This window comes from Sphingomonas sp. TX0543, from assembly GCF_048565505.1.
In the GTDB taxonomy this organism is placed as follows: Bacteria; Pseudomonadota; Alphaproteobacteria; order Sphingomonadales; family Sphingomonadaceae; genus Sphingomonas.
Genome location: NZ_JBLZUS010000002.1, coordinates 1,187,360 through 1,214,285, shown reverse-complemented (window position 1 = coordinate 1,214,285; position 26,926 = coordinate 1,187,360). Strand labels below are relative to the sequence as shown.

Sequence of the window (26,926 nt, the reverse complement as noted above, 5' to 3'; positions counted from 1 at the left end):
CGGATGCGTGGGCGGGCCCGGTCAGTGATGCAGCCACCAGCGGATGACGCCGGCGACCGCGCCCAACGAGAGGACGCTCGCCAGCCAGATGGCCAGCATCCAGCCTAGGCGACGCCACAGGGGGCCGGGGGCGGGGTTCGCCATCAATGGTAGCCGTCCTTGCCGCTTTTGCCGCGGAACACGTAATAGGCCCAGCCGGTGTAGGCGACGATCAGCGGCAGAATGAATACGACGCCGACCAGCATGAAGATCTGGCTCTTCTCGGGCGCGGCCGCGTCCCAGATCGTGAGTGCGCGGGGGACGATATAGGGGAACATGCTGATCCCCAGGCCGATGAAGCCCAACGCGAACAAGCCCAGGCTGACGATGAAGGGCAGGCGCTCGCGACCGCGACGAAGGCTCCAGAACAGCAGAAAGCCACACACGATCGTTGCGAGCGGCACCTGTGCGGTGAACAGCACCCCGGGCATCGCGAACCATCGCTGGTAATAGTCGATCGACAGGAACGGCGTGGCAAGGCTGACCGCCGCCATCGCCGTCAGCATGCCGATGGCGAAGCGTAGTGCCATGCGGCGCGCATGCTCCTGCGCCGAACCGTGGCACTTGCCCACCAGCCATGTCGCGCCCAGCAGGGCGTATCCGATCAGCAGCGCCGCCCCGGTCAACAGGCTGAAGGGCGAGAGCCAGTCGAGAAGGCCGCCGGCATAGGCACGCCCGGAAACCTTGATGCCCTGCAGGACAGCGCCGAGCATGATGCCCTGCGCCAACGTCGCCACAACCGAACCGATGGAGAAAGCCAAGTCCCAGAAGGCGCGGTGCCGCGGATCGCGCCAGCGATACTCGAACGCAACGCCGCGGAACACGAGGCCGAGCAGCATGGCGATAACGAGCGGGTAGGTCGCCGGGAGGATCACCGCATAGGCCAGTGGAAATGCCGCCATCAGCCCCCCGCCGCCCAGCACCAGCCAGGTCTCGTTTCCGTCCCATACCGGAGCGATCGAGTTCATCGCCTGATCTCGCTCGTCTCCGACGGCAAGCGTGGGGAAGAGTATGCCGATGCCGAGATCGAAGCCGTCCATGACGACGTAGGCGAAAATGGCGGCGGCGATGATGACCGCCCAGACCGTCGTGAGATCGGCGTTGTAGATCATCGCGCGTCCTTCGTGGCGAGCGCGGGAGCGGGCGTGATGCCGCTCGCGCGCTGAGGAATCGGAGCCGGTTCGCTCTCATGCGCTTCGGGCGGATTCGCCATCAGGCGGAGGAGATAGTAGGTGCCGGCGCCGAACACGATGAAGTAAACGATGACGAAGGTCAGCAGCGACGTCGCCACAGCTTCCGCCCGCAGCGGCGAATGCGACTGAGCGGTGAGAAGATGACCATAGACGGTGAAGGGCTGCCGGCCGACCTCCGTTGTCACCCAGCCCGCGATCACCGCAACGAAGCCAGCCGGGCCGAGCAGTATCGCGGCACGATGCAGCCACTGCCAATCGTAGAGCCTCCCCCGCGCGCGCGCCGTAAGGCTGAACAACCCCAGCCCGAGCATGGCCATGCCGAGTGCGACCATCACCCGGAAGGACCAGAACACGATCGGCACCGGCGGCCAGAGGCTACGCGGATAATCCGACAGGCCCGGCAGCGGGGCGTTCAGATCGTGCTTGAGGATGAGTGAGCCGAGTTTCGGCACCTCCACCTTGTATTTGATGCGGCCCTCGGCCTGGCTCGGGATACCGAACAGGATCAGCGGCGCACCGGCCGGGCTGCGATCGAAATCGCCTTCCATCGCCAGCACCTTTGGCGTCTGGTGTTCCAGGGTATTCAGCCCGTGGGCGTCGCCAGCGAGGATCTGCAGCGGTGCTGCGATCGTCACCATCCACATCGCCATCGAGAACATCTTGCGCGCGCCCGGATTTGCTCGATCGCGCAGGAGGTGGAACGCGCCCACCGCCCCTACCACCAGCGAGGTGGTGAGATAGGCCGCGAGCACCACATGGGTCAGCCGGTACGGGAAGCTCGGGTTGAAGATTATCGGCAGCCACGAGCCTGCCGGCACGAACTGTCCCTGCGCGTTGATCGCGAAGCCGGCAGGCGTCTGCATCCAGCTGTTGGTGCTGACGATCCAGGTGGCCGAGATGAAGGTGCCGAGCGCGACCATGCACGTCGAGAAGAAGTGGAGCCCGCGCCCCACCTTGTTGATGCCGAACAGCATTACGCCGAGGAAGCCGGCCTCGAGGAAGAAGGCTGTCAGCACTTCGTACGCCATCAACGGGCCGATCACCGGCCCGGCCTTGTCGGAGAAGACCGACCAGTTGGTGCCGAACTGGTACGACATGACGATCCCGGACACGACGCCCATCCCGAACGCCACCGCAAAAATCTTGAGCCAGTAACGGTAGAGGTTGGCGTAGACACCGCGCCCGGTCCGCAGCCACAGGCCCTCCAGCACCATCAGGAAGCTCGCCAGCCCGATCGAGAAGGCCGGAAAGATGAAGTGGAAGGAAACGGTGAACGCGAACTGCATGCGGGCGAGGAGGAGCGCTTGATCTCCCATGGCATAGTCCTATCGGTCGTGGAAAACCGCCTGGGCGGCGAGCGTTTGGGGGATGCCGCAGAAGCGGCGGGCGGGCATATCGCGGCGGAGCGCGTCATGGCGGACGGGGTGCAGGTCGATCGCGCCGGGGGTCATCCGGATCGCACGGGACTTCGGCGCAGGATCCATGACCGGCACGGCGAGCCGCCGGGGCGCCGCTTCCGGCGCAACGACCGCCCGGCAGGCGATGAAGGCGTCGATCCGGCTCACACGAGCGTCACCTTATGCACCGCGTCCGGCGCGATCAGCGCCGCGAGAAACCCCAACCCGCGCCGCAGGTCTTCGCGAGAGATCATCCCGCCGATCGACACGCGCAGCGCGGGGGCCGCGTCGCCACGCTGCACCGCGAAACTGTCTGACGGCACGACGGAAAGCCCCCGCGACCGCAGCGCACCCGCAATGTCGCCCGAAGACATTCCTGGATCGAGCGGCACCCAGAGGTGATAACCCTCCGGCTGGGCCCGGAAGCTGCCCGGGCGAAGCTCTTCCGTGGCGATGCCCTGCCGCGCGAGCGCCTCCTCGCGGACCGCGCCGGTCAGGGCGGCGAACCTGTCGCTGGCGACCCAATCGGCGACAATTGCGGCATTGAGCGGAGGGGCCATGACCGCCGTCTCGTATAAATCCGCTGCCAGGCGCCATGCCTTGCCGATGTCCGGCGCGGCGAGCCAGGCGACCCGCAAGCCGGGCGACAGGATCTTGGACACGCTGGAGATGTGCCAGGTCAGTTCGGGCGCGATCGCCGCCAGCGGCTCCAGCGGCTGCTCGCGCAGAAGGCCGTAAGCATCGTCCTCGATGAGGGCCAGGTCGTGCGCGCGGGCGACACGAGCGATGGCATGGCGCCGTTCCACGTCCATCGTCGTGGTCGTGGGATTGTCGTTGGTCGGCACGACATAGACGGCCCTGATCGGGCTGACATGGCAGGCGGCGTTCAGCGCGTCGGGATCAAGACCATGCTCGTCGGCCGCGACGGGCACGAGCTTCAACCCGTAGCGTCGCGCCAGCGCCAGCATGCCCGGATAGGCATAGCTACCGAGTGCCACGGCGTCTCCGGGTTGCAGAGCGGCGCTCACGACCGCGTGCAGCGCATGCTGCCCCCCTGCCGCGACAATGACGGTGTCGTCGCTACATGGGATGCCGCGCCGGGAAAGCACCTTTACGCCCGCCTCGCGCGCGAGCGTCAGCCCTCCGCTCGGCTGATACTGGAACGGAGCCGGGCCGTGATCTCCGCCGAGCAGACGTTCGGCCGAGCGGCGGAACGCGGCGGCGAGCTGGCCGCCGGGCGCCTCGGGCGGTGCGTTCATGCCGACATCGGCCGGTTCCGAATAGATGATCGCGGGTGCGTCGGATCGCGGAGCCCGCACGAAGCTGCCGCGCCGCCCGTCGCCCTCGACCAGTCCCAGCCGATGCGCCTCCCCGAACGCCCGCGTGACGGTGGTCAGATCGACGCCCAATGCCTTTGCCAGCACACGTTGCGTCGGGAGGCGCGCGCCCGCTTGCAGCACGCCCGCGTCGATGTCGCGCGTGAGCGCGGCGGCGATGGCGAGATACTTGGGCCCTTCCGCCCCCGCGATGTCGGGCTTCCACTGTTGCATCGGATCTCCTTGGCTAGCGACCGGCAACCGATTGTCGGACACGGCATGCCACATCAGCTATCGAAGGTATCGGCATTCTTGTCATGGCCCTGCAGCTGATTCCACAGCCCGCGAGTGCCATGTTCCTGGGCACGGTTGATGTATTGGGACGCCACGAGCCAGCCCTTGATCGGCCGGAGCGGGAGCAGACAGCCCGCGACCATGACCGGCACCGACGTGAACAGGTGCACCCACCAGGGCGGCTCGAAATGCACCTCGATCCATACGATGAGGAACGCGAGCGGAAACGCCACGATGCAAAGCGAGAAGAATGCCGGGCCATCGTCGGGGGCAGCAAACCGGTAATTCAGGCCGCAATGCTCGCAGCGATCGACCACCTTGAGCCACGACCGGAACATTCGGCCCTGCTCACAGCGGGGGCACAGGCCATTCCAGCCGAGCCTGATGATCCGCCTGAACGTTTCCGAGAAGAGCTGCGATGCCATCGTTTATGTCCGGGTTATGTATGGCATACATAGGATGATATGCATGGAATGTCGAGAGGTCTCTGCGGCACGATCAAGAATTTCGTTCCTGGCCCCGCTCCATCTGAAGGGATCTTCCAGACCGCCAGGACATCGCCGCTGCGCGCAGGTCGCCGCGATGGCGCCCCCCGGTGTCACGCCGGATATGCGGATGTTCGATTGCGCGGTAACCCCATCCGCGCGGGTCAAGCCATTGCCGACGACGCAAAGTCCGCTCCGCGAACCGCGCTGCCGGCGTCGATGCCTGAGTCGAAAAGTCGAGCGCCGTCCCGCCGGCATCGTCGCACGCGCAACACTGCGCGCGCCGCCGGAGGCACTTACCGCAAAGGTGGAGCGGGTGAAGGGAATCGAACCCTCGTCGTAAGCTTGGGAAGCTTCTGCTCTACCATTGAGCTACACCCGCATATCAACGACTTGGCGCTGATCTGACCGCTCGCGGGGCTCCGGCCTACAATCCCGGTTTACCGACCCGCGTGCGATCCGACGGCCGAGTGCCACATTCCCGGCTTGGTCGTCAACGTAGATCGTCCGGATCCGCCGGACCTCGCCGGGCGACCAGCCCATGATGTCGGCGATCTCCTCGTCGATCGGGTCGCTCGTGGTCATCCGTCGCGTGGTGAAGGTGCCGCGAATATCGCGACGGTCCTTGTTACGGATGCGGGGAGCATGCCCCCCATGGTAACTGCCGGGCTCAACGAGCGCGAGGAACATGCCGGATGCGATCGGCCGGCGTGTCACCGTAGATCGAATCCGACCGGTGAATGAAGCCGCCGAAAGCCATACGGACGCTTGGCGCGAGCCGGCGCCGCGCCAAACGAGGGCCTGAAAATGCGCCATTATTCCGAACCGCGAGAGGTAGGCCCATGACAGTGGGCCACAGATTGCCTATCCTTGATCTGATGATCGAAGGCCCGCCGATACGGGTCATGCAGCACCGGACCCGTCGCACCTGATGAACGCCGTCGAAATCGAAGAAGCCGTATCCGACCTGGTCCAAGAGCCGTTTGACGCCGCCGAATTCCCGTTCCAGTTCATCACCGCGTTCGGCGCCAGGAAGGCGACCGTCGACCGCCTGCGCGCGACGAAGAACGGCACCAACCAGTCCGATGTCGGCGGCGTCCTGCAGCGCAACAACATCCATATCGGCATCGCGCCCGCGGGGCAGGTCGGCGCGACGCTCGCCACCTTGCGCGCCAGCCCCAAGACCGCCAGCGCCAAGGCCAAGTTCATCCTCGCCACCGATGGCGAGACGGTGGAGGCCGAGGATCTGGTCGGCGGCGACGTCATCGCCTGTGCCTATGCCGATCTGCCGCGCCACTTCGCGACGTTCCTGCCGCTGGCGGGCATCTCGACGGTCAAGGAGATCAAGAACAACCCCATCGACGTCAAGGCGACCGGGCGGCTCAACAAGCTGTATGTCGAGCTGCTGAAGGACAATCCGGACTGGGCGACCGAGGAGCGTCGCCACGAGCTGAACCAGTTCATGGCGCGGCTGATCTTCTGCTTCTTCGCCGAGGATACCGGCATCTTCCGCGAGAACCAGTTCACCGCCACCATCACCCAGATGAGCCATGCCGGGCACGGCAGCGGCGACGAGCAATGGGGCAACACGCACGAGGTGCTGACCGAGCTGTTCCGCGCGATGGACACGCCGGTCACGCATGAGGGCAATCTCGACGATCGCTATCGCCGCGCGGCGGGCATCCGGCCCTATGCCGACGTCTTTCCCTATGTGAACGGCGGCCTGTTCACCGGCGCGACCGACTGCCCGCGCTTCAGCCGTACCGCTCGCGCCTATCTGTTGCGCGCCGGCGAGCTGGACTGGAAGGAGATCAACCCGGACATCTTCGGATCGATGATCCAGGCGGTCGCCGACGATGGCGAGCGCGGCGAGCTGGGCATGCACTATACCAGCGTGCCCAACATCCTGAAGGTGCTGAACCCGCTGTTCCTCGACGGCTTGCGCGAGCAGCTGGACGCGGCGGGTGACAGCCGCCAGAAGCTGCGCAACCTGCGGCGGCGGCTGGCGAACATCCGCGTGTTCGACCCTGCCTGCGGATCGGGCAATTTCTTGGTCATCGCGTACAAGGAGATGCGCGCGATCGAGGCGGTGATCGTCGAGCGGCTGGGCGGCGAGGCCAGCCTGAAGCTGGACGAGCGGCGCAGCGTCATCCCCCTGAGCAACTTCTACGGCATCGAGATCAAGGGCTTCGCCGCCGAGATCGCCCGCCTCGCGCTGCTGATCGCCGAGTTCCAGGCGGACTGCCTGTACCTTAGTCAGCAGGAAGCGCGCGCGATGGTGCTGCCGCTGCACAAGACGGGGCAGATTACGGTTGGGAATGCGTTGCGGTTGGATTGGCTGGAGGTTTGTTTGCCGGTGGCGGCAACGCTGGCGGAAGAGCATGACCTCGGCGGGCCAACAGGGCGGTTGTTGCTGGCCAGTAACGGGCTTGTCGATGCAGCAGAGGTGGAGACGTACATCTGCGGAAACCCGCCATATAAAGGTAGCAAGTGGCAGGATGAGCAGCAGAAGAGTGATTTGGCCGCTGCCTGGTCATCTTATCCGCAGCTCGCGAAAACCACTGACTATGTCACAGGATGGTTTGCAAAAGCGCAGGCTTATTTGCTGGTAGATCGGCGCGCACAGGCTGCGTTCGTGGCTACGAATAGCGTTGTGCAAGGGCAGCAAGCGGGAGATATGTGGGCACCGCTGTTCGCCAGTGGAATTGCAATATCCTTCGCACATCAGTCCTTTAAGTGGCAAAATCTTGCAGCTAACAACGCTGGGGTTACTGTCGTTGTCATAGGCATGGCTTCACACTGGACCGCCGATTGCCGCCTATTTGACGGATCACAGGTTCGATATGTTGCCAAGATTGGCTGCTTCCTCGTTCCTAATCAGACAGCCATAGTCGTTGGTGAATCAAGCTCGATCTCCGGCCTTCAGAATATGGTCTTTGGGAACATGCCCCGAGATGGGGGCAACCTCATCTTGGATCGTGACGAAGTCGAGCGGCTCCCGAAAGCGGGCAAGCGCTTTGTTCGGCCGTACATAGGATCGCAAGAACTCATCGACGGTGCCGCGCGTTATTGCTTGTGGATTGAGGACTGGGAAGCAGATGAGGCAGCTTCGATTGATGCTATACGCGATCGGTTGGACAGCGTGTCGCGCGAGCGGGCGTTAAGTAAAGCCGAATCCACACGAAAATTCGCTTCGGCCCCTCATCGATTTGTGCAGCGAGCAGGCGCTGCAACATACAGAACTATTGCCGTGCCTGGCGTTTCTTCAGAAAATCGACCATACCTTCCGTGTGACCTATTGGGCCACGGTGCGATCATATCAAATAAAAATTTCGGCCTGTTTGACGCACCACTTTGGAACATGGCCCTAATCGCCTCTCGCTTACATTGGGTGTGGATAGGCACTGTTTGTGTCCGCATGCGCACCGATTTCTCCTACTCCAACACCCTCGGCTGGAACACCTTCCCCGTCCCGAAACTCACTGAACAGGACAAGGCCGACCTCACCCGCACCGCCGAGAACATCCTGCTCGCGCGCGAGGCGCATTTCCCCGCGACCATCGCCGATCTCTACGATCCCGAGGCGATGCCGGACGACCTGCGTCGCGCGCATGACGAAAATGACGAGGTGCTGGAGCGCATCTATATCGGCCGCCGCTTCCGCAACGATACCGAACGGCTGGAAAAGCTGTTCGACCTCTACACGAAGATGACGGCGAACCAGCCGAAACCGAAGAAGGGCAAGAAAGCCGCTAACTGATGCAAATGCTGTTCATCGATGAGTCCGGCACACCGCCCCCGGTCGATAAGGTCGCGGGATCGCCCTTGTTCGTGCTTGGCGGCATTATCATCCCGGATCGGTTTTGGCATCAGGTGAAGGCGGATCTCGATCTAGCCAAGCGGGATTTTGGTGTGGGGGGGGAGATCAAATGGCGCTTCTTCGCTCCACATCATAAAAAGGCGCATTCGATTAGCCATCTCGACGGTGCGCACAAGGAAACCCTGCGCAGCCGGCTGTTCGCCATCATCCGCAAGTACAAGTCGATCAAGACGATGGCGGTGATCGTGGATAGCGAGGCAGCGTACCGGCTCCCCTACATCACCGGGCCTGATGACCTCTACTGGTATGCGTACAAGTCGATGACCGAGCGTTTCCAATATTATCTGCAGGACATCACTCGGATTGCAGGCCAGCCAATCAACGGGATCATCGTCTGCGATCACCGCGGCCCCGACGATGATCGTCGCCTCCAGGAACTCCATGCCCGATTGCCCGAGGGGCATCACGACGCCCACTCCAATTACAAAAATCTGGTGGAGGGCCTGTTCATCGCCCCCTCACACCTCAGCGTGGGCGTGCAGTTTGCGGACATGGTGGCGGGGGCGGTATTGCGTAGCCGGAAATCGGCCGACAACCGTTTCCTCGCGCAGATAGAGACCACGCTCCGCAAATCCGAAGCTGGGCAGATCCAAGGCTATGGCCTGATCGATTTTCCGAAGAGAGGGGGGTGACGCCGTGTCGAGGTTGCCCTCAATCCTGCAGAACGACGCAGTCACGGCGCGAGTGCGATATAGGCGTGTCGGCCGTGCAATTCAACGGTAGACGCATCTCATGACCAGCAACACCATCCCCGCCGTCCGCCTCGTCACCGGCCAGACCGGCGCCTCGTCCAGCGCCAACGAGCTCGGCATGCGGCCGATGCAGGCACGCGCCTATGCGCATCGGGGCGAACAGTATCTGCTGATCAAGTCGCCGCCCGCCTCCGGCAAGTCCCGCGCGCTGATGTTCGTCGCGCTCGACAAGCTGCACAACCAGGGCGTGAAACAGGCGATTATCGTCGTGCCGGAGCGCTCGATCGGCGGCAGCTTCGCCGACGAGCCGCTGTCGGCGCACGGCTTCTGGGCCGACTGGACGGTGAAGCCGCACTGGAACCTGTGCAACACGCCCGGCGCCGACGACGTGAAGGTGGCCAGGTCGAAAGTGAAGGCGGTCGGCGAATTCCTGGCCAGCGATGACACGGTGCTGGTCTGCACCCACGCCACCTTCCGCTTCGCGATCGACGAACTGGGGATCGCGGCGTTCGACGGCCGGCTGATCGCGGTGGACGAGTTCCACCACGTCTCGGCCAACCCGGAGAACCGGCTGGGCGCGCAGCTGGGCCAGCTGATCGCGCGCGACAAGGCCCATCTGGTCGCGATGACCGGCAGCTATTTCCGCGGCGATGCGGTCGCGGTGCTGTCGGCGGAGGACGAGGCCAAGTTCACCACCGTCACCTATACCTATTACGAGCAGCTCAATGGCTATCGCTACCTGAAGACGCTCGACATCGCGTACAGCTTCTACACCGGGCGCTATGTCGACAAGATCAACACGTTGCTCGATCCGGCCGTCAAGACGATCGTTCATATCCCCAGCGTCAACAGCCGCGAGAGCACCAAGGACAAGCATCGCGAGGTCGAGGAGATCATGGATCATCTCGGCACGTGGAAGGGCACCGATGCGCAAACCGGCTTCCACCTGATCGAAACGGCGGCGGGCGCGACGATCAGGGTCGCCGATCTGGTCGACGACGATCCCGCCAAGCGCGACCGCGTGGCGGCGGCCTTGAAAAGCCCGGAGGCGCGCAGCGACCGCGACCATGTCGACGTCATCATCGCGCTGGGCATGGCGAAGGAAGGGTTCGACTGGATCTGGTGCGAACACGCCCTGACCGTCGGTTACCGCTCCAGCCTGACCGAGATCATCCAGATCATCGGCCGCGCCACTCGCGACGCGCCGGGCAAGACGGTCGCGCGCTTCACCAACCTGATCGCCGAACCCGCCGCCGCCGATGACGTGGTGGCCGAGGCGGTCAACGACACGCTGAAGGCGATCGCCGCCAGCCTGCTGATGGAGCAGGTGCTGGCCCCGCGCTTCGAGTTCACGCCGAAGGACGCCGGGGAGAAGCCGGGCTTCGACTATGGTCCCGATGGTTATCAGGAAGGCCGCACCAATGTCGGCTTCAACGAGGAGCGCGGCCAGTTCCACTTCGAGTTGAAGGACCTGCTGCTGCCCAGCTCGACCGAGGGCAGGCGCATCTGCGCCGAGGACATCAACGAGGTCATCACCAGCTTCATCCAGGACAAGCAGGCGATCGAACGCGGCCTGTTCGACCCCGAGGTGGTCCCGGAGGAACTGACCCAGGTCCGAATGGGCAAGATCGTCCGCGACCGCTATCCCGACCTCAGCGAAACCGACCAGGAGGCGATCCGGCAGCACGCGATCGCCGCGCTCAACATCACCCAGCAGGCGGCGAAGATCGTCACCGAGACAGCGACCGACGACGGTACAGGCGAGCTGAAGGCAAACACCTCGTTCGTCGATGGCGTGCGCAAGTTCATGAACGTGCGCGAGCTCGACATCGACCTGATCGACCGGATCAACCCGTTCGAGGCCGCCTGTGCGATCCTCGCCAAGGCGATGAACGAGGGCACGCTGCGCCAGGTGCAGGCGGCGATCTCGGCACGCAAGACCACGCTGACCGAGGACGAGGCTCGTGCCTTCGCGATCCGCGCGGTCCAGTGGAAGCGCGAACGCGGCCGCGCGCCCGAGGCCACGTCGCAGGATCCGTGGGAGCGCCAGCTGGCGGAGGGCGTCGCCGCCTTCGCCCGCTTCCGCGCGAAAGCCCAGGCCGCGGGGGCTGCGGCCAATGGCTGACATGACCGACGACGATATCCTTGCCGAACTCGGCGTCGACCTCACGCCCAAGAAGGTCCGTGCCCGCACGCCGCGCGAGGAACGGATCATCGCCGGGTTCGAGGATATCGTCCGCTTCCGTGACGAACACGGGCGTATCCCACAACATGGCGAGGGCCGCGATATCTTCGAGCGGCTCTATGCCGTGCGCCTCGACCGGCTCCGCGCGCAGGCGGACTGCCGCGAGTTGCTGGCGGCCGTGGACGCGCACGGGCTATTGGACGGCGCGACCGATACCGACGCAATCGACGATCTGGACGACACCGCGCTGCTGGCCGAGTTAGGTATCGACCAAGCGACGAACGACATAACTCAACTTCGTAACGTCCGTTCGAACGCCGACCGGAAGGCCGCCGAGGAGGTCGCCAGCGCCAAGCGCTGCGAGAACTTCGCGACCTTCAAGCCGCTGTTCGATCACGTGCAGGCGGATCTTGAGGCAGGCGTCCGGACGACCCGGCCGTTCGTGCGTGACCTCGGCATGTCGAAGGCCGACATCAAGCAGGGCGAGTTCTTCATCGTCGGCGGGCAGGTCGCCTATGTCGCGAGTATGGGCGAGCCGATCGAGGCGCCCAATGGAGAGACAGACGCTCGCCTGCGCGTCGTCTATTCCAACGGCACCGAGAGCGACCTGCTGCTCCGCTCGCTTCAGCGCGCACTCTACAAGGACGAGGGCGGCCGCCGCATCACCGAACCGACCGTCGGGCCGCTATTCGACGCGGCAGCGCCGGCCGAGGCGGAGCCCGAAATGCTGCCAACCGGCACGCTCTACGTCCTGCGCAGCCGCTCGACCCACTCGACGATCGCCGCACATCGTGATCTGATCCACAAGATCGGCATCACCGGCGGATCGGTCGAGGCTCGGGTCGCCGGTGCTGCGGATGACGCGACCTATCTGCTCGCCGAGGTCGATGTCGTGGCGACGTACAAGCTCTATGACGTTCACCGCACCCGCCTTGAGGCGCTTATTCATCGCGTGCTGAACAAGGTCCGGTTCGAAGCCGAAATCCCCGACCGGTTCGGCAAGCCGGTGCGCCCGCGCGAATGGTTCCTTGTGCCGCTGCCGATCATCGACGAGATCGTCGCGCGCATCGCGGACGGGACGTTGGCGGGGATGATCTATGATCCCCAGTCCGTCGCTCTAATCCCGGCGAAATGATGCAGCTGGCCGATCTAGGGGTGCCAAAATCGGCTTGCAGGCCCCTTGCCAGGTTCTTGATTTCACCGCGTGAGATCTAAGCCGGTTTACAGCAGAAACGGCAGTTTTTCGCCCCTTCCTGGGAAGCTTCCGCTCAGCCATTGAGCTACACCCCCCACGCGCTGATCGAGCGTCGCTTTCGTCATAACCGACAGCGCGGGGCCAATTTGCCCAAACCCATCCCGCGTTTTGATCCGCATCAAGCCGCGGTTTGATACCGCGCAATGCGCCTCGCGCCCGGCGCGCCGATATCACGGTCATCACGGCGCGCGCGACCAGGCAGGCCGCGCCGCCCTGCTTCGCTAGGGAGACACGTGATGAAGAACATTCTGTTGCTGGTCCATGACGACGCGGGGCAGGAGGCGCGCTTTCAGGCCGCGCTCGATCTGACCCGCGCACTCGACGGACACCTTGATTGTCTTGACGCCATGCCGATGCCCGTCGTCGTCGGCCCGGCGGGCGGCGAAGGCGTGGCAGTGCTGGTGGAGGCCGAACGGGCGCAGGAGGCGGCCAACCGGAGCCGGCTCGAGCCGCGCCTGAAGGCGGAGGGGGTGAGCTGGAACTGGGTGGAGGCGCTGGGCTATCTGCCGACCTGCCTGATCGATGCGGCGCGAACGGCGGACGTGATCGTGCTCAACCGGCGGCTGGACCGGCCAGATCCCACAGACATGCGCTATTTCGCCAGCAACGTGCTCTCGCATACCCGCGCGCTGGTCGTCGCGGTGAGCGACAGTGCCGACGGCTTCGACGCGGCCGGAACTGCGCTGATCGCATGGGACGGTTCGGCCCGCGCGATGGCGACGGTGCAGCGCGCGGTGCCGCTGCTGGCGCTCGCCGGGGAGGTTCGGATCATCCAGGTCGGCCAGATCAGCGAGGAGGCGATCCCGCTGGAGGACGTTGCCACCTATCTGTCGCGGCATGGCATCCACGCCGGCGTGGCCACGGTGGCGGACGAGGGCAGCATCGCGGTGACGATCCGGCTGGCGGCGGAAAAGTTCGGCGCGCGCTATCTGGTGATGGGCGCCTATAGCCATCATCCGCTCCGCGAGGCGCTGTTCGGCGGTGTGACCCGCGCGATGCTGTCCGCGTGCAGCCTGCCGATGGTGCTGGGGCACTAGGCGCCGGGCGCCGGTGCCGGCTATGCGGCGACCGCGCCCTGCGCGGCGAACCACGGCGCGAGGCGGCGCAGCGCCTCCTCCACCCGATCGGTCGACACCGCGAAGCTGATGCGCATGAAGCGGTGGCCGTCGACCGGATCGAAATCGACGCCCGGCGCGGTGGCGACGCCCGTGTCGAGCAACAGGCGCATGCAGAAATCCATGCTGTCGTCGGTCAGGTGGCCGATATCGGCGTAGATGTAGAAAGCGCCATCCGGCGGCGCGATGCTGCGCAGCCCGAGCGCCGGCAGCGCTTCGAGCAGCAGGCCGCGGTTGCGGGCATAGGCGCTGACGTGGCGCTCCAGCTCCTCGCGCTCGTCGAACGCGACGAGCCCGGCGTGCTGCGCCAGCGACGGCGGGGTCAGGAACAGATTGCCCATCCGCGCCCGCGCCGCGTCGATCAGCGCGGGCGGCACCACCAGCCAGCCGAGCCGCCAGCCGGCCATGCTGAAATACTTTGAGAAGCTGTTGACGATCAGCGCGTCGGGCTCGTCCTGCAATACCGATCGCGCGGGGCCGACATAGCTCAGGCCGTGGTAGATTTCGTCCGACACGATACGGATGCCGCGTGCGCGGCAGGTCGCGACGATCGCCGCCATCTCGCCGGGCGCGATGATCGTGCCGGTCGGGTTGGCGGGGCTGGCGAGGATCAGCCCGTGCGGCGCGGGATCGAGCCGCTCGATCGCGGCAGCGGTGATCTGAAACCGCTCCGCTTCGCCGCACGCGATTTCGACCGGATCGAGATGCAGCGCCTTCACCGTGTTGCGATACGCGACATAGCCCGGGCGCGCGAACGCCACCCGGTCCCCCGGCGCGAACAGGCAGGAGAGCGCCAGCACGAACGCCGGCGATGCGCCACAGGTGAGGATCACCTGTTCGGGATCGATCGCCACGCCATGGCTTTCGGCATAGTGGCGCGCGATCCGCGCCTTCAGCGCGCCACTCTCCCAGTAACCCATGCCATCGGTATCGAGCACCTGATGGGCCGCCGCGATCGCGGCCCTCGGCGCGCCGGTGGATGGCTGGCCGAACTCCATGTGGATCACCGAACGCCCCTCGGCCGCCAGGCGATGGGCGGCGCGGCTGATGGCGATGGCGTGAAACGGATCGATATGCGCGGACATATGGGATCGCTTACCCGGGTTGGCGCGGGAAACAAACGGGTCAGGCGGACGGGCGCGCGCGCTCCAGATAGGCGTCCAGCCGTGTCGCGGCGCCGGGCGGCGCGTGAAGCCCGATCTTGCTGCGCCGCCAGAGCACGTCATCCGCCGTGCGCGCCCATTCCCGCGCCACGAGATAATCCACCTCGCGCGCGGTGAGGCCGCCGCCGAAATCCTCGCCGAGATCGCGGGCCGTCGCCGCATCGCCCAGCACGGCATCGATCCGCGTGCCATAGGCGCGGGCAAGCCGCCGCAGGAGCGCCGCGGGCAGGCCCGGCCGCGCTTGCTCCACCCCGGCGAGAAACCCCTCGAAATCGCGATCCGGCATGTCGCCTCCCGGCAACGGCGCTCCGGCTGTCCACGCCCGTTCGCCGCGTGGCAGGTACGGGGCGAGCTGCGTCATCGCATGCTCGGCCAGCTTGCGATAGGTGGTGATCTTGCCGCCGAAGATGCTGAGCATCGGCGCCCTGCCCTCGCCGGCGTCAAGATCGAGGACATAATCACGCGTCACGGCGGAGGCGTTGCCCGCCTTGTCGTCATAGAGCGGGCGGATGCCGGCATAGCTCCACACGATATCGCGGTCGGTCAGCCGATGCGGGAAATAGGCGTTGGCGGTGTCGAGCAGATAGCGCGTTTCGTCCGCGCTGATCTCGGCATGGCCGGGCGCGCCTTGCCACGGCTCGTCCGTGGTGCCGATCAGCGTGAACGTACCTTCATAGGGCAAGGTGAAGACGATCCGGCGATCGGCGTTCTGAAGCATGAAGGCGTGATCGCCCTCGTACAGCCGCGGGACGACGATGTGGCTCCCCTTGATGAGCCGCACGCCGCGATCGACCCGCGCATCGGGCACGCGCCCCAGCACGTCCGCCACCCACGGGCCGGCGGCGTTGACCAGGATCCGCGCGCGCACGCTCGTCTCGCCATGCGCGTCGGCGATCGTCGCGCGCCAGCATTCACCCTCGCGCCGCGCGGCGATCAGCCGCGTGCGGGTGCGGATATCCGCCCCGCGATCCGCCGCATCGCGCACGTTGAGCACCACCAGCCGGCTGTCATCGACGCGGCAATCGGAATAGACGAATGCCGTCCCGCGCGGGTCGGCGAGCCCCGCGCCATATGGGCTGCGATCCAGCCGGATAGTTTCGGTGCCCGCCAGCTTCTTCCGCCCGCCGAGGTGATCGTAGATGAACAGCCCCAGCCGGACCATCCATGCCGGGCGCGGCGAATGCGTCTGCGGCAATACGAAGCGCGCGGGCCAGATGATATGCGGCGCCATCCCCCACAGCCGCTCGCGCTCGATCAGCGCCTCGCGCACCAGCCGGAACTCGCCATATTCCAGATATCGCAGGCCGCCGTGGATCAGCTTGGTCGAGGCGGACGAGGTGTGGCTCGCCAGATCGTCCTGCTCCACCAGCAGCACGGAAAGTCCGCGCCCGGCGGCATCGCGCGCGATCCCCGCGCCATTCACGCCGCCCCCCACGATCAGCAGATCGAAATCCTCACGCATCGGCAAAGGCTAGCATGCGTTGACCTGAATCGGGAAATGCTCGAGCGTCCACGAACAGGCAAAGCGGAGAGAGTGGGTGGGGAAAACGCATATCCTTGCGATCGACCAGGGCACCACCTCCACTCGCAGCGTCGTTTTCGATCGCAACGCCCATCGAATAGCTACCGCGCAGGTCGAGTTCGCGCAGCATTATCCCGTGGCCGGCTGGGTCGAGCATGATCCGGAGGACATCTGGCGCGACACGCTCGCCACCGCGCGGGAGGCGATGGCGAAAAGCGGCGTCGGCGCGGCGGGCATCGCCGCGATCGGCATCACCAATCAGCGCGAGACCACGCTGGTGTGGGAACGCGCCACCGGCACGCCGATCCACCACGCGATCGTGTGGCAGGATCGCCGCACGGTGGAGCGTTGCCAGCAGTTGAAGGCCGACGGCGCCGAGCGCGGCGTGCGTGCGCGCACGGGTCTGCTGGTGGATCCCTATTTCTCCGCCACCAAGATCGGCTGGATACTCGATAACGTCGCGGGCGCGCGCGACCGCGCCGAGCGCGGCGAGCTGGCCTTCGGCACGATCGACTGCTTCCTGTTGTGGCGGCTGACCGGCGGGAAGGTGCACGCGACGGACGTCACCAACGCATCGCGCACCTCGCTGTGGAACATCCATGAAGGGCGCTGGGACGAGGAGATGTGCCGCCTGTTCGATGTGCCGCGCGCGCTGCTGCCCGAGGTGCACGACAATGCCCATATCTATGGCACAACCGCGCCCGGCCTGTTCGACGCGGAAATTCCGGTAGCCGGCATCGCGGGGGATCAGCAGGCCGCGCTCTTCGGCCAGACCTGCTTCACGCGCGGCAGCGCCAAGGCGACCTACGGCACCGGCTGCTTCATGCTGCTCAATACCGGGGAGGAAGCGATTCTCTCCGAGCATCGGCTGCTCACCACACCCGCCTATCGCATCGACGGCCGCACCACATATGCGCTGGAGGGATCGATCTTCGTCGCGGGTGCGGCGATCAAATGGCTGCGCGACGGGATCGGCGTCATCACCCACGCCAGCGACACCGATGACATGGCGACCCGGCTGGCGGACAATGGCGGGGTCTATATGGTCCCCGCGTTCGTGGGGCTGGGCGCGCCGCATTGGGATCCGGCGGCGCGCGGCGCGATCCATGGGCTGACGCTCGGCTCCACGCAGGCGCATCTGGCGCGTGCCGCGCTGGAGGCGGTCGCCTATCAGACGCTCGATCTGGTGACGACGATGGTGGAGGACGGCAGCGCGCGGCCGGCGATGCTGCGCGTCGATGGCGGGATGGCCGCGAACGACTGGCTGTGCCAGTTCCTCGCCGATCTGCTCGAAGTGCCGGTCGAGCGCCCCGACGATCTGGAAACAACCGCGCGCGGCGCCGCTTTCCACGCCGGGCTTGCCGTGGGGCTATGGTCGGGGCTGGAGGAGATCGCCGCGCTCTGGTCGCGCGAGGCTAGCTTCGCGCCGTTGATGACGGCGGCGGCCCGGGCGCCGCTGATCGCCGGCTGGCATGATGCGCTGCGGCGGACGCTGCTCAGGTGATCACATCCGGCGCGGTCCGCCCCGTATGGCGGGCGATGCCGGCGATCTCCTCCGCCGCCGCGACGAGTTCGGCGAGCATGTCCTGCGTCGCGGCGTCGAGCGTTCCATCCGCCGGCTCATAGCGTTCCAGATAGACGCGCAAGGTGGCGCCGCTGGTGCCAGTGCCCGACAGCCGAAAAACCACGCGGCTGCCGCCGTCGAACAACACCCGCACGCCCTGTTGCGCGCTCGTCGAGCCATCTACCGGATCGTGGTAGGCGAAATCGTCCGCGGCCGCGACGCGAAGGGCGCCGATCGCCCGGCCCGGCAGGTCGCCGAGCGCACTGCGCAGCGCTGTCATCAGCGCGTCGGCCTGCGCGGTTTCGATGCCCTCATAATCGTGCCGCGCGTAATAATTGCGCCCGAAACGCGCCCAGTGCTCGCGCGCGATCTCCGCCACCGATTTGCCAGTGGCTGCTATTATATTGAGCCACAACAAAACCGCCCACAACCCATCCTTCTCGCGGACGTGGTCGGACCCGGTGCCCGCGCTTTCCTCCCCGCAGATCGTCGCCATCCCGGCATCGAGCAAATTCCCGAAGAATTTCCAGCCGGTCGGCGTTTCGAACGCGGGAATGCCCAAAGTCTCGGCAACGCGATCCGCCGCTGCGCTCGTCGGCATAGAGCGCGCCACGCCCCTGAGCCCAGCCCGATAGCCAGGCGCGAGATGCGCGTTCGCCGCAAGCATCGCCAGGCTGTCCGACGGGGTAATGAACATGCCGCGGCCGATGATGAGGTTGCGATCACCGTCACCGTCGGAGGCCGCGCCGAAATCAGCCGCACCCGGAGCCATCATCGCGTCGTAAAGCGCGCGGGCGTGTACGAGGTTGGGATCCGGATGATGCCCGCCGAAATCCTCCAGCGGCGTGCCGTTCATCACGGTGCCCGGCGCGAAGCCTAGCCGCCTTTCGAGCAACTCGATCGCATATGGCCCGGTGACCGCGCTCATCGCATCGAACTTCATCGTCAGCGCGGCGGCACGAATCGCGGGGAAATCGAACAATGTCTCCATCAGATCGGCGTAATCGGCGACGGGATCGACGACCTCGAGCGCCATCCCCGCAACGCTCGAGACACCCGGCGCATCAATGTCGACAGCGGTAGTGCGAACGATACGAAACGCATCGATCGCCTTCGTGCGCGCGAAGATCGCATCGGTGATTTTCTCGGGCGCCGGGCCACCATTGGCGACATTGTACTTTATGCCGAAATCCGCGTCCGGGCCGCCGGGATTGTGGCTGGCCGACAGGATCAGCCCGCCGATCGCCCCGCGCTTGCGGATCAGATGCGACGCGGCCGGGGTGGAGAGAATGCCGCCCTGCCCAACCACGACGCGATCGAAGCCGTTGGCCGCCGCCATGCGGATGGCTGTGCCGATAACCTCGCGATTGAGGAACCGCCCGTCCCCGCCGATCACCAGCGTGGCGCCCTGCTTGTCCTGAACAACGTCGAAGACCGACTGAATGAAATTCTCGGCATAATGCGGCTGCCGAAAAATGCGCACTTTCTTGCGCAGGCCTGAGGTGCCCGGCTTTTGATCCGGATAGGGTGTGGTGGCGATGGTCTCGATCATCGCGCCATCAAGCACGCGCCCTTGCACCGGGCAAGCGCCTCAGATGTCAGACGGTAAAGCTCTCTCCGCAGCCGCACGCGCCCTTGGCATTGGGGTTATTGAAGACGAAGCCGGCGGTGAAATCATCCTCTACCCAGTCCATCGTCGAGCCGATCAGATAGAGGATCGACCCGCCATCGACATAGAGCGTTCCGCCCGTCGTCTCGATCTTCTCGTCGAACGGCTTCGCCTCGGTGACGTAATCGACCGAATAGGCAAGGCCCGAGCAGCCACGGCGCGGGGTGGAGAGCTTGACGCCGATCGCCCCATCCGGCGCCTTCGCCATCAGATCGGCGATGCGCGCCTCCGCGCCGGCGGTCAGTATCAGCGCGGCTGGACGGGCACGGGCCTTTACGTCCGTCATCACAACATCCCCAGTTCGAGCCGCGCCTCGTCGGACATCTTGGCCGGATCCCACGGCGGATCCCAGACGAGATTCACGTCGGTGAACGCAACGCCGGGCACCGCCGAAACCCGCATCTCAACCTCTCCGGGCATCGATTCGGCGACCGGGCAATGCGGCGTGGTCAGCGTCATCGTCACGACGGCGTGGCCATCATCGCCAACCTCGACGCCATAGATCAGCCCGAGATCGTAGATATTCACCGGGATCTCGGGATCGTAGATTTCCTTCAGCGCGTCGATCACCGCTTCGTACAGCGCCCCGCCCGGCGCGCCGGCGGCATCCGTTTGCGGCTGCTGCGCTAGAAAACCGGAGAGATAGTCGCGCTTGCGCTCGAACGTGTCGCGCGCATCCTCCACCCGCGCCTTGGGCGGGGCAGGCACAGCCTCTACTTCTTCGATGCGGATCGGGTCGCTCATCCGAAAATCCTCGTCACTCGCTCGATACCGTTCACCAGCGCGTCGATATCAGCCGAATTGTTATACACGCCGAAGCTGGCGCGCGCGGTCGCCTCGACGCCAAGCACATCCATCAGCGGTTGCGCGCAATGGTGGCCGGCGCGGATCGCCACGCCCGCCTCGTCCAATATGGTGCCGACATCGTGCGGGTGCACCCCGACGACCTCGAAAGAGACAATCCCGGCCGAATCATCCGGCCCGAACAGCCGCACCGAATTGAGCGTGGAAAGCCGTTCGCGTGCATTCGCCACCAGCGCGGTTTCGTGCGCGTGGATGCGATCGAGGCCGATTCCCGCTGCGTAGTCGATCGCCGCGTGAAGCCCGATCACGCCGACGATATGGGGCGTCCCGGCCTCGAACCGGGTCGGCGGCGGGGCATAGGTGGTGCGCGCGAACGTCACGCGATCGATCATCGATCCGCCGCCCTGGTAGGGCGGCATCGTATCCAGCAGCTCCGCGCGCGCCCACAGCACGCCGATCCCGGTGGGGCCATAAAGCTTGTGACCGGAAAACACGTAGAAGTCGCACCCGAGCGCGGAGACATCCACTGCCATGCGCGGCACAGCCTGGCATCCGTCGACAAGCAGCTTCGCGCCGACGCCGTGCGCCAGGTCAGCCGCGCGCCGCACGTCGAGCACCGAGCCCAGCACGTTCGAAACATGCGCCAGCGCGACCAGCTTGTGCTCCGGCCGCAGCATCGCCGCCATCGCGTCCAGATCGATGCAATGATCGGCGGTAAGCGGGATCACGTCGATCGCCGCGCCGACGCGCTCGGCTACCATCTGCCACGGCACGATGTTCGAATGATGCTCAAGCTGGCTCAGCAGGATGCGGTCACCGGCCTTGAGCTGCGTTCCGGCCCAGCATTGCGCGACAAGATTGATCCCCTCCGTCGCGCCGCGCACGAACACGCATTCGTCGGGCTTGCCGCCGATGAACTGCGCCACGCGCCGCCGCGCCGCCTCATATGCAAGCGTCATGTCGGCAGAGCGCTGATAGACACCGCGATGCACCGTGGCATAGGTTTCGTCATAGGCACGCGCGATCGCATCGATCACCGGGCGCGGCTTCTGCGCGGTGGCGGCCGTATCCAGATATGCCCACCCGGCCGGGATCGCGGGGAAATCCGCAAGCACATCGAGCGCACGTTCGGCGGTGGCGATGCTCACAGCGCCGCCTCCAGCCACGCATCGGCATCCGCCTCGAACGCCTCGCGAATCCCCTCATGACCGATCCGGGCGATCGCATCGGCGACGAAGGCGCGCGTCATCAGCGCTTCCGCCCGCGCCGGCGGAATGCCCCGGCTTTCGAGGTAGAACAGCGCGCGACGATCCAGCTCACCCACCGTCGCGCCATGCGCGCATTTCACGTCGTCAGCGAAAATCTCCAGCTCCGGCTTGAGGTTCACCGTGGCGGTGCGATCGAGCAAAAGGCCGCGCAGGCTCTGCTCCCCGTCGGTCTTCTGCGCGTGACGCGCCACTTCGACGCGGGCGGCAAGGCTGGCCTGCGAGCGATCGGCGGCTACTGCGCGCCATGTCTGATTGCTGGTGCCGTCCGGGGCGGCATGATGCACCGCGACGGCGCATTCCTGCTTCTGCTCGTTCCGCGTCAGCAGTGCGCCGCCATAATCGACATGCGCGCCCTCACCAGCGAGCCGCAACTCGGCGTCGATGCGGCTCCCCTGCCCGCCCGCCCCGAGAAAAATCGTCACCAGGCTTGCCGCCGCTGCGATCTCCGCTTCCTCGCGCAGCGAAATGAATCCGGCCGGCTGAAGCAACCTGACCGCGCGCATCAGCCGCGCCCCCCGGCCCAGTCGCGTGCGCGTGAAGCGATTCGCCCAGCCCGCGCCGACGAAGGTTTCCACCACCTCCGCCACCGCATCGTCCGCCAGTAAAACCTCGGCTGGCAGATGGCTCGCGCCGGCGGTGGCGATGTGCAGGATCTGCACCGGATCGGCGGCGGCCGCGGCGTCAAGGCGCAGCGACCAGCCACGTCCGGCCGCGCGGCGACCGAGCGGATGACCGGACGGCGCGATGTCAACAAGCGCGACGCGATCGAGGACACTGCGCGCCTCATCGAGCACGCCATCGACGAACACGAGCCGCGCGCCCGGCAAATCCAGGAAATCAGCGTCCGGCGCGGCGATCGGCGCGAGCGCGCTCGCCGCTGCAAGCCCGCCCAGATCGGCCCATCGCCATGCCTCCTCCCGGGTGGAGGGAAGATCGAGCACGCTCATGACCGCGCCTTCCGCAGTGCAGCCTGCAACCCTTTGAACAATTCCGGCTTACGCTGGTTGACGCCTGCCGGCGTGACCGCCTGACGCGCAGCGACCGCTTTCAGCGCCAGCATCACGCCGCCTCCGCGCCCGCGCCGAGATAGCCTTCCCGCTCCAGTTCGAGTGCCAGCTCCGGGCCGCCCGAACGGGTGATCCGCCCATCGGCAAGCACATGCACGAAATCCGGGCGAACGTAATCGAGCAGCCGCTGGTAATGCGTGATGAGCAGCACCGCCTTGTCGGCCTTGCGCATAATGCGGTTGATGCCGTCACCCACCACGCGGAGCGCGTCGATGTCGAGGCCGCTGTCCGTCTCGTCGAGGATCGCGAAGCGGGGATCGATGATCCCCATCTGCACCATCTCGTTGCGCTTCTTCTCGCCACCGGAAAAACCGACGTTGACCGGGCGTTTCAGCATCTCCTGATTGAGGCCGAGCGCATCCGCCTCGCCGCGCGCCACTTTCAGAAACTCGCCGCCCGACAAGGGCTTGTCGCCGCGCGCGGTGCGCTGCGCATTGAGGCTCTCGCGCAGGAACTGGACGTTCGACACGCCGGGTATCTCGACCGGATACTGAAATCCCAGGAAAAGCCCGGCGGCCGCCCGCTCATGCGGCGCGAGAGCGAGCAAATCCTGTCCGTCGAACGTCACGGAACCTTCGGTAACCTCATAACCGGGCCGCCCGCCGAGCACATAGCCGAGCGTCGATTTTCCCGCGCCGTTAGGTCCCATGATCGCATGCACCTCTCCCGCGTTCACCGCGAGCGACAGGCCCTTCAGGATCGGCTTGCCGTCGATTTCGGCGTGGAGGTTTTCAATCTTCAGCATGGCTCGGGATTCTTTCAATTCCTGTATTCCACCGGATCACTGCGCCGCCCGACCACGCACGATCGCGGCGACTTTCACTTCAACACAATCTGCAAGCGGCTCGGGCTGGGTCACGCCGCGATCGAAACAGGCGGCGGTCGCCTCGCACGCAGCATGATCGATCTCGGCATCGCCGCTCGAAACACGCGCCTGACACGCCTTCACCTTGCCGCCATCCACCTGCATCGCGATCCGCAGCTTGTGCAGCGCGGCCACGACCACATCGCGCTGCGCAGTCGCCGCGGCATCGGGAACTGCCGCGAGAACCATCGTGGCGAGGAGAATCACCCGACGCTCCCCTCGAGCGAAATCCCCAGCAGTTTCTGCGCCTCGACCGCGAATTCCATGGGGAGTTGTTGCAGCACCTCGCGCGCGAAGCCGTTGACGATCAATGCGACCGCCGCTTCCTGATCCAGCCCGCGCGACATCGCGTAAAAAAGCTGGTCGTCGCTGATCTTGCTTGTGGTCGCCTCATGCTCGATCTGCGCGCTCGGGTTTTTCACCTCGATATAGGGCACGGTATGCGCCCCGCACTGATCGCCGAGCAACAGGCTGTCGCATTGCGTGAAGTTGCGGACCCCCTCCGCCGTCGCCGCCACGCGCACGAGCCCGCGATAGGTATTGTCGCTGTGCCCCGCACTGATCCCCTTCGACACGATCGTGGAACGCGATCCCTTGCCGAGGTGGATCATCTTGGTGCCGGTATCCGCCTGCTGGCGGTTGTTCGTCACCGCAACCGAATAGAATTCGCCCACGCTGTTCTCGCCCGCCAGCACGCAGCTTGGATATTTCCAGGTGATCGCGGAGCCGGTCTCAACCTGCGTCCAGCTAACCTTGCTGTTCCGTCCCTGGCAGAGCGCGCGCTTGGTGACGAAATTATAGATGCCGCCGACGCCGTTCTCGTCGCCGGGATACCAGTTCTGCACGGTGGAATATTTGATCTCGGCATCGTCGAGCGCGACCAGCTCGACCACCGCGGCATGAAGCTGGTTCTCGTCGCGCATCGGCGCGGTACAGCCCTCGAGATAGGAGACATACGCCCCCTTGTCCGCGACGATCAGCGTCCGCTCGAACTGGCCGGTATTCTCCGCATTGATCCGGAAATAGGTGGATAGCTCCATCGGGCACCGCACGCCCTCCGGGATGTAGACGAAGGTGCCGTCGGAAAAGACCGCGCTGTTGAGCGTCGCGAAATAATTGTCATGCTGCGGCACCACCTTGCCCAGCCATTTCTTCACGAGGTCGGGATATTCGCGCACCGCCTCGCTGATCGACAGGAAGATCACGCCCGCCGCCTTCAGTTCCTCGCGGAAGGTCGTGGCGACGGAAACACTGTCGAACACAGCGTCCACCGCGATTTTGCGCGCCCCCTCGACCCCGGCGAGCACTTTCTGCTCCTCGATCGGAATGCCGAGCTTTTCATAGGTGCGACGGATTTCGGGATCGAGTTCGTCGAGCGAGCTGATCGTCTTCTTCTGCTTCGGCTCTGCGTAGTAATAAGCGTCCTGATAATCGATCGGCGGGATATTGAGCTTGGCCCAGTCCGGCGCATCCATCTCCAGCCACTTGGCATAAGCCTTCAGCCGCCAGTCGAGCATCCACTGCGGCTCGCCCTTCTTGGCGGAGATATAGCGCACGATATCCTCGGACAGGCCCTTCGGCGCGAAATCCTGTTCGATCTCGGTCGCGAAGCCCCATTCGTACTTCTTGGAGACGGCCGCGAGCGCCTCGGCGTTCTTCGTAGCCATTATGCCATCACCTCCTGGCGCGAGACCGGCGCCGGCGCGCCGGCGAGGCTCGCCAGCGTCACCCCGGCGAGCGCGCCGCGCACCGCGTTGTTCACGACATTCCAATGCGGCTTCACGCGACAATTCCCTTCGATGGCGCAATCATGATCGCCGACGTCGACACAGGCGGTGAGCGCGATCGGGCCCTCAACCGCCTCGATGATATCCATCAGGCTGATCGTCGCCGGCGGACGGGCGAGGCGAAAGCCGCCGCCGGTCCCACGCGCGCTTTCGATCAGGCCGGCGGCGGACAGGCGGCTGACGAGCTTCTGCGCGGTGGGCAGCGGCACACCCGTTTCCTCGGCCAGAACCGTGGCATTCAGCCGCCCGGCCCCGCCGCAATGGCGCGCGGCGGCGGACATCATCACGACCGCATAATCGGCTAGGCTCGAAAGGCGCATGTTCAGGTCAATCGGATCGATTCATTCCGATTGGCAGATGGTCGCGTTTCGGCGCGAAATCAAGCACCGTCGCGCACGGTCGCCGGGACGATCACGTATCCGAGATGATTGAATGCACCTGGCCACCAAGCGCGAGCCGCTGCGACATGGTGAGTTGCGCCAGATGGTTGGGCTCGGTGCGAAGCTGGCCGGGCGTCAGCCCGGCGAATTGCTTGATTTCCCGGATAAGGTGCGACTGATCGTAGAAGCCTTCCGAGATCAGTTCGTCGAGGGTTGACGTGCCGTTCGCCAGCGCCACCGCCGCGCGAAGCGCGCGATATTTGCGCGCCAGCAGTTTCGGCGGGCCGCCATACAGCGCGTTGCAGCGCCGCTCCACCTGCCGGCGCGAGAGGCCGGTCGCCTCAAGCAGCTCGCAGACATTCGGTGACGGGCTGCCCGCGAGCCACGCGTCGATCTGCCGTGCAAAGGTCAACGCGCCGGTATCCGAGCGATCGATCGACGCGCGCACGAACGCTGCGGCTACGGCCACCTTGTCTTCGGTAGAGTGCGCCGCCCGCATGCGATCGCTTACGCGCCGCACCGCCGAACCGAAGAACGCCTCCCCATCGAGCGCGCGATTCAGCATGGTCGAGGCATCGATCCCCAGCAGCGCCGCCCAGCCGGCAGGCTGGATGCCCATTCCGATCACATCCAGCGGCCCATCGGCCCGGGTCCGCATCGCGCCGCTGGTGGGGCCGACGATATGGACTTCGCCAACCGCCTGTATGCTGCCATCGGGAAACACGTAGGATGCCTCGCGCCCCGACAATCGAAACCTTAGCTGTGCATGATCGGCGCGTTCCACATCCTCGAAAAGCGGGATATCGGCGCGAAAACGATAGAACAGCGTGACATACGGCCGAAGATCCTCGGCTGGCACCACATAGTCCAGCGTAATATCAGCCACGTTTACGCGCCCCGTTTATCGCATGATATTAACGCGTGATCGCAAAGAATAAAAGTGGCCCGGCCGCGTGAGCAGCCGGGCCATTCAGTTGAGAACCCCT

General features: G+C 65.4%; 25 protein-coding genes and 1 tRNA gene. 6 read left to right on the top strand and 20 right to left on the bottom strand.

Going from position 1 to position 26,926, the window contains the following annotated elements:
* Positions 1-21: 21 nt before the first annotated feature.
* The 8 genes from ACM61V_RS06465 to ACM61V_RS06430 all read right to left on the bottom strand — a co-directional run bounded on the left by ACM61V_RS06465 (position 22) and on the right by ACM61V_RS06430 (position 5,414).
* Entirely contained in the window at positions 22-144 is a 123-nt protein-coding gene (locus ACM61V_RS06465; RefSeq protein ID WP_137787227.1) for a DUF2474 domain-containing protein, read from the bottom strand.
* Positions 144-1,151 carry a cytochrome d ubiquinol oxidase subunit II gene (cydB, locus tag ACM61V_RS06460; RefSeq protein ID WP_171007602.1) on the bottom strand — a complete coding sequence of 336 codons (1,008 nt, stop codon included), beginning with the start codon at positions 1,149-1,151 and terminating at the stop codon, positions 144-146. The genes ACM61V_RS06465 and cydB overlap by 1 nt, the downstream gene beginning before the upstream one ends.
* On the bottom strand, positions 1,148-2,548 hold the full coding sequence (locus ACM61V_RS06455) for a cytochrome ubiquinol oxidase subunit I (protein WP_137787228.1): 1,401 nt from the start codon (positions 2,546-2,548) through the stop codon (positions 1,148-1,150). Before ACM61V_RS06455 ends, cydB begins: the two co-directional genes overlap by 4 nt.
* A gap of 9 nt (positions 2,549-2,557) precedes the next feature.
* Positions 2,558-2,797, bottom strand: a complete 240-nt coding sequence (locus tag ACM61V_RS06450) for a hypothetical protein (protein ID WP_137787229.1) — start codon at positions 2,795-2,797, stop codon at positions 2,558-2,560.
* The gene (locus ACM61V_RS06445; RefSeq protein WP_137787230.1) at positions 2,794-4,179 is read right to left on the bottom strand and encodes a PLP-dependent aminotransferase family protein; all 1,386 of its coding nucleotides are present in this window, start codon (positions 4,177-4,179) and stop codon (positions 2,794-2,796) included. Before ACM61V_RS06445 ends, ACM61V_RS06450 begins: the two co-directional genes overlap by 4 nt.
* A gap of 53 nt (positions 4,180-4,232) precedes the next feature.
* The gene (locus ACM61V_RS06440; protein WP_137787231.1) at positions 4,233-4,664 is read right to left on the bottom strand and encodes a DUF983 domain-containing protein; all 432 of its coding nucleotides are present in this window, start codon (positions 4,662-4,664) and stop codon (positions 4,233-4,235) included.
* 368 nt (positions 4,665-5,032) lie between these two features.
* Positions 5,033-5,106: transfer RNA gene (locus ACM61V_RS06435), tRNA-Gly, on the bottom strand.
* Positions 5,097-5,414, bottom strand: a complete 318-nt coding sequence (locus ACM61V_RS06430) for a hypothetical protein (RefSeq protein ID WP_137787232.1) — start codon at positions 5,412-5,414, stop codon at positions 5,097-5,099. The genes ACM61V_RS06435 and ACM61V_RS06430 overlap by 10 nt, the downstream gene beginning before the upstream one ends.
* 241 nt (positions 5,415-5,655) lie before the next feature.
* Here ACM61V_RS06430 and ACM61V_RS06425 point away from each other — a divergent pair, with 241 nt between their 5' ends.
* The 5 genes from ACM61V_RS06425 (at position 5,656) to ACM61V_RS06405 (ending at position 13,773) form a co-directional block, all read left to right on the top strand.
* Positions 5,656-8,484, top strand: a complete 2,829-nt coding sequence (locus ACM61V_RS06425; RefSeq protein WP_137787233.1) for a class I SAM-dependent DNA methyltransferase — start codon at positions 5,656-5,658, stop codon at positions 8,482-8,484.
* Positions 8,484-9,236, top strand: coding sequence for a DUF3800 domain-containing protein (locus ACM61V_RS06420; RefSeq protein ID WP_419713897.1), 753 nt, complete (start codon positions 8,484-8,486; stop codon positions 9,234-9,236). Before ACM61V_RS06425 ends, ACM61V_RS06420 begins: the two co-directional genes overlap by 1 nt.
* A 100-nt stretch (positions 9,237-9,336) precedes the next feature.
* On the top strand, positions 9,337-11,421 hold the full coding sequence (locus ACM61V_RS06415) for a DEAD/DEAH box helicase (protein WP_137787236.1): 2,085 nt from the start codon (positions 9,337-9,339) through the stop codon (positions 11,419-11,421).
* Positions 11,414-12,616 (top strand): GIY-YIG nuclease family protein, encoded by a 1,203-nt coding sequence (locus ACM61V_RS06410; protein ID WP_137787237.1) that lies wholly within the window; start codon positions 11,414-11,416, stop codon positions 12,614-12,616. Before ACM61V_RS06415 ends, ACM61V_RS06410 begins: the two co-directional genes overlap by 8 nt.
* 356 nt (positions 12,617-12,972) lie before the next feature.
* Positions 12,973-13,773: a universal stress protein gene (locus ACM61V_RS06405; protein WP_137787238.1), complete on the top strand. Its 801-nt coding sequence runs from the start codon at positions 12,973-12,975 to the stop codon at positions 13,771-13,773.
* A 20-nt stretch (positions 13,774-13,793) separates the two neighbouring features.
* Here ACM61V_RS06405 and ACM61V_RS06400 read toward each other — a convergent pair whose 3' ends face one another.
* Positions 13,794-14,936, bottom strand: a complete 1,143-nt coding sequence (locus tag ACM61V_RS06400) for an aminotransferase class I/II-fold pyridoxal phosphate-dependent enzyme (RefSeq protein ID WP_137787239.1) — start codon at positions 14,934-14,936, stop codon at positions 13,794-13,796.
* Between the two features lie 40 nt (positions 14,937-14,976).
* Positions 14,977-16,476, bottom strand: a complete 1,500-nt coding sequence (locus ACM61V_RS06395; RefSeq protein WP_137787240.1) for a glycerol-3-phosphate dehydrogenase — start codon at positions 16,474-16,476, stop codon at positions 14,977-14,979.
* A 76-nt stretch (positions 16,477-16,552) separates the two neighbouring features.
* Between ACM61V_RS06395 and glpK the strand changes: the two genes are divergently transcribed.
* A complete protein-coding gene (gene glpK / locus ACM61V_RS06390) occupies positions 16,553-18,040 on the top strand; it encodes a glycerol kinase GlpK (RefSeq protein WP_137787241.1) in 1,488 nt (495 codons plus the stop codon).
* Here glpK and ACM61V_RS06385 read toward each other — a convergent pair.
* The 10 genes from ACM61V_RS06385 to ACM61V_RS06340 all read right to left on the bottom strand — a co-directional run bounded on the left by ACM61V_RS06385 (position 18,033) and on the right by ACM61V_RS06340 (position 26,826).
* Positions 18,033-19,652: an alpha-D-glucose phosphate-specific phosphoglucomutase gene (locus ACM61V_RS06385; protein ID WP_137787242.1), complete on the bottom strand. Its 1,620-nt coding sequence runs from the start codon at positions 19,650-19,652 to the stop codon at positions 18,033-18,035. The two genes, glpK and ACM61V_RS06385, sit on opposite strands and share 8 nt — an antisense overlap.
* A 46-nt stretch (positions 19,653-19,698) precedes the next feature.
* Complete coding sequence (locus tag ACM61V_RS06380; RefSeq protein ID WP_137787243.1) at positions 19,699-20,055, bottom strand: HesB/IscA family protein; 357 nt, start codon at positions 20,053-20,055, stop codon at positions 19,699-19,701.
* Complete coding sequence (locus ACM61V_RS06375) at positions 20,055-20,513, bottom strand: SUF system Fe-S cluster assembly protein (RefSeq protein ID WP_137787244.1); 459 nt, start codon at positions 20,511-20,513, stop codon at positions 20,055-20,057. The genes ACM61V_RS06380 and ACM61V_RS06375 overlap by 1 nt, the downstream gene beginning before the upstream one ends.
* Positions 20,510-21,721, bottom strand: a complete 1,212-nt coding sequence (locus tag ACM61V_RS06370) for a cysteine desulfurase (RefSeq protein WP_419713896.1) — start codon at positions 21,719-21,721, stop codon at positions 20,510-20,512. The genes ACM61V_RS06375 and ACM61V_RS06370 overlap by 4 nt, the downstream gene beginning before the upstream one ends.
* The gene (locus ACM61V_RS06365; protein ID WP_419713895.1) at positions 21,718-22,788 is read right to left on the bottom strand and encodes a SufD family Fe-S cluster assembly protein; all 1,071 of its coding nucleotides are present in this window, start codon (positions 22,786-22,788) and stop codon (positions 21,718-21,720) included. Before ACM61V_RS06365 ends, ACM61V_RS06370 begins: the two co-directional genes overlap by 4 nt.
* A 112-nt stretch (positions 22,789-22,900) precedes the next feature.
* A complete protein-coding gene (sufC, locus tag ACM61V_RS06360; protein WP_137786669.1) occupies positions 22,901-23,653 on the bottom strand; it encodes a Fe-S cluster assembly ATPase SufC in 753 nt (250 codons plus the stop codon).
* A gap of 36 nt (positions 23,654-23,689) precedes the next feature.
* Positions 23,690-23,980, bottom strand: a complete 291-nt coding sequence (locus ACM61V_RS06355) for a hypothetical protein (RefSeq protein ID WP_419713894.1) — start codon at positions 23,978-23,980, stop codon at positions 23,690-23,692.
* Positions 23,977-25,440, bottom strand: coding sequence for a Fe-S cluster assembly protein SufB (sufB, locus tag ACM61V_RS06350; protein ID WP_137786671.1), 1,464 nt, complete (start codon positions 25,438-25,440; stop codon positions 23,977-23,979). Before sufB ends, ACM61V_RS06355 begins: the two co-directional genes overlap by 4 nt.
* A complete protein-coding gene (locus ACM61V_RS06345; protein ID WP_137786672.1) occupies positions 25,440-25,880 on the bottom strand; it encodes an SUF system Fe-S cluster assembly regulator in 441 nt (146 codons plus the stop codon). Before ACM61V_RS06345 ends, sufB begins: the two co-directional genes overlap by 1 nt.
* A 91-nt stretch (positions 25,881-25,971) precedes the next feature.
* Positions 25,972-26,826, bottom strand: a complete 855-nt coding sequence (locus ACM61V_RS06340) for a helix-turn-helix domain-containing protein (RefSeq protein WP_419713893.1) — start codon at positions 26,824-26,826, stop codon at positions 25,972-25,974.
* Positions 26,827-26,926 lie beyond the last annotated feature (100 nt).

Excerpts from the sequence above, each read along its gene's own strand:
- ACM61V_RS06380 (WP_137787243.1), bottom strand. The coding sequence starts at position 20,055 with ATGACGGACGTAAAGGCCCGTGCCCGTCCAGCCGCGCTGATACTGACC.
- sufC (WP_137786669.1), bottom strand. The coding sequence starts at position 23,653 with ATGCTGAAGATTGAAAACCTCCACGCCGAAATCGACGGCAAGCCGATC.
- ACM61V_RS06375 (WP_137787244.1), bottom strand. The coding sequence starts at position 20,513 with ATGAGCGACCCGATCCGCATCGAAGAAGTAGAGGCTGTGCCTGCCCCG.
- ACM61V_RS06445 (WP_137787230.1), bottom strand. The coding sequence starts at position 4,179 with ATGCAACAGTGGAAGCCCGACATCGCGGGGGCGGAAGGGCCCAAGTAT.
- ACM61V_RS06415 (WP_137787236.1), top strand. The coding sequence starts at position 9,337 with ATGACCAGCAACACCATCCCCGCCGTCCGCCTCGTCACCGGCCAGACC.
- ACM61V_RS06430 (WP_137787232.1), bottom strand. The coding sequence starts at position 5,414 with ATGTTCCTCGCGCTCGTTGAGCCCGGCAGTTACCATGGGGGGCATGCT.
- ACM61V_RS06365 (WP_419713895.1), bottom strand. The coding sequence starts at position 22,788 with ATGAGCGTGCTCGATCTTCCCTCCACCCGGGAGGAGGCATGGCGATGG.
- ACM61V_RS06455 (WP_137787228.1), bottom strand. The coding sequence starts at position 2,548 with ATGGGAGATCAAGCGCTCCTCCTCGCCCGCATGCAGTTCGCGTTCACC.
- sufB (WP_137786671.1), bottom strand. The coding sequence starts at position 25,440 with ATGGCTACGAAGAACGCCGAGGCGCTCGCGGCCGTCTCCAAGAAGTAC.
- ACM61V_RS06345 (WP_137786672.1), bottom strand. The coding sequence starts at position 25,880 with ATGCGCCTTTCGAGCCTAGCCGATTATGCGGTCGTGATGATGTCCGCC.
- cydB (WP_171007602.1), bottom strand. The coding sequence starts at position 1,151 with ATGATCTACAACGCCGATCTCACGACGGTCTGGGCGGTCATCATCGCC.
- ACM61V_RS06385 (WP_137787242.1), bottom strand. The coding sequence starts at position 19,652 with ATGATCGAGACCATCGCCACCACACCCTATCCGGATCAAAAGCCGGGC.
- ACM61V_RS06400 (WP_137787239.1), bottom strand. The coding sequence starts at position 14,936 with ATGTCCGCGCATATCGATCCGTTTCACGCCATCGCCATCAGCCGCGCC.
- ACM61V_RS06465 (WP_137787227.1), bottom strand. The coding sequence starts at position 144 with ATGGCGAACCCCGCCCCCGGCCCCCTGTGGCGTCGCCTAGGCTGGATG.
- ACM61V_RS06440 (WP_137787231.1), bottom strand. The coding sequence starts at position 4,664 with ATGGCATCGCAGCTCTTCTCGGAAACGTTCAGGCGGATCATCAGGCTC.
- ACM61V_RS06425 (WP_137787233.1), top strand. The coding sequence starts at position 5,656 with ATGAACGCCGTCGAAATCGAAGAAGCCGTATCCGACCTGGTCCAAGAG.
- ACM61V_RS06420 (WP_419713897.1), top strand. The coding sequence starts at position 8,484 with ATGCAAATGCTGTTCATCGATGAGTCCGGCACACCGCCCCCGGTCGAT.
- ACM61V_RS06395 (WP_137787240.1), bottom strand. The coding sequence starts at position 16,476 with ATGCGTGAGGATTTCGATCTGCTGATCGTGGGGGGCGGCGTGAATGGC.
- ACM61V_RS06405 (WP_137787238.1), top strand. The coding sequence starts at position 12,973 with ATGAAGAACATTCTGTTGCTGGTCCATGACGACGCGGGGCAGGAGGCG.
- ACM61V_RS06410 (WP_137787237.1), top strand. The coding sequence starts at position 11,414 with ATGGCTGACATGACCGACGACGATATCCTTGCCGAACTCGGCGTCGAC.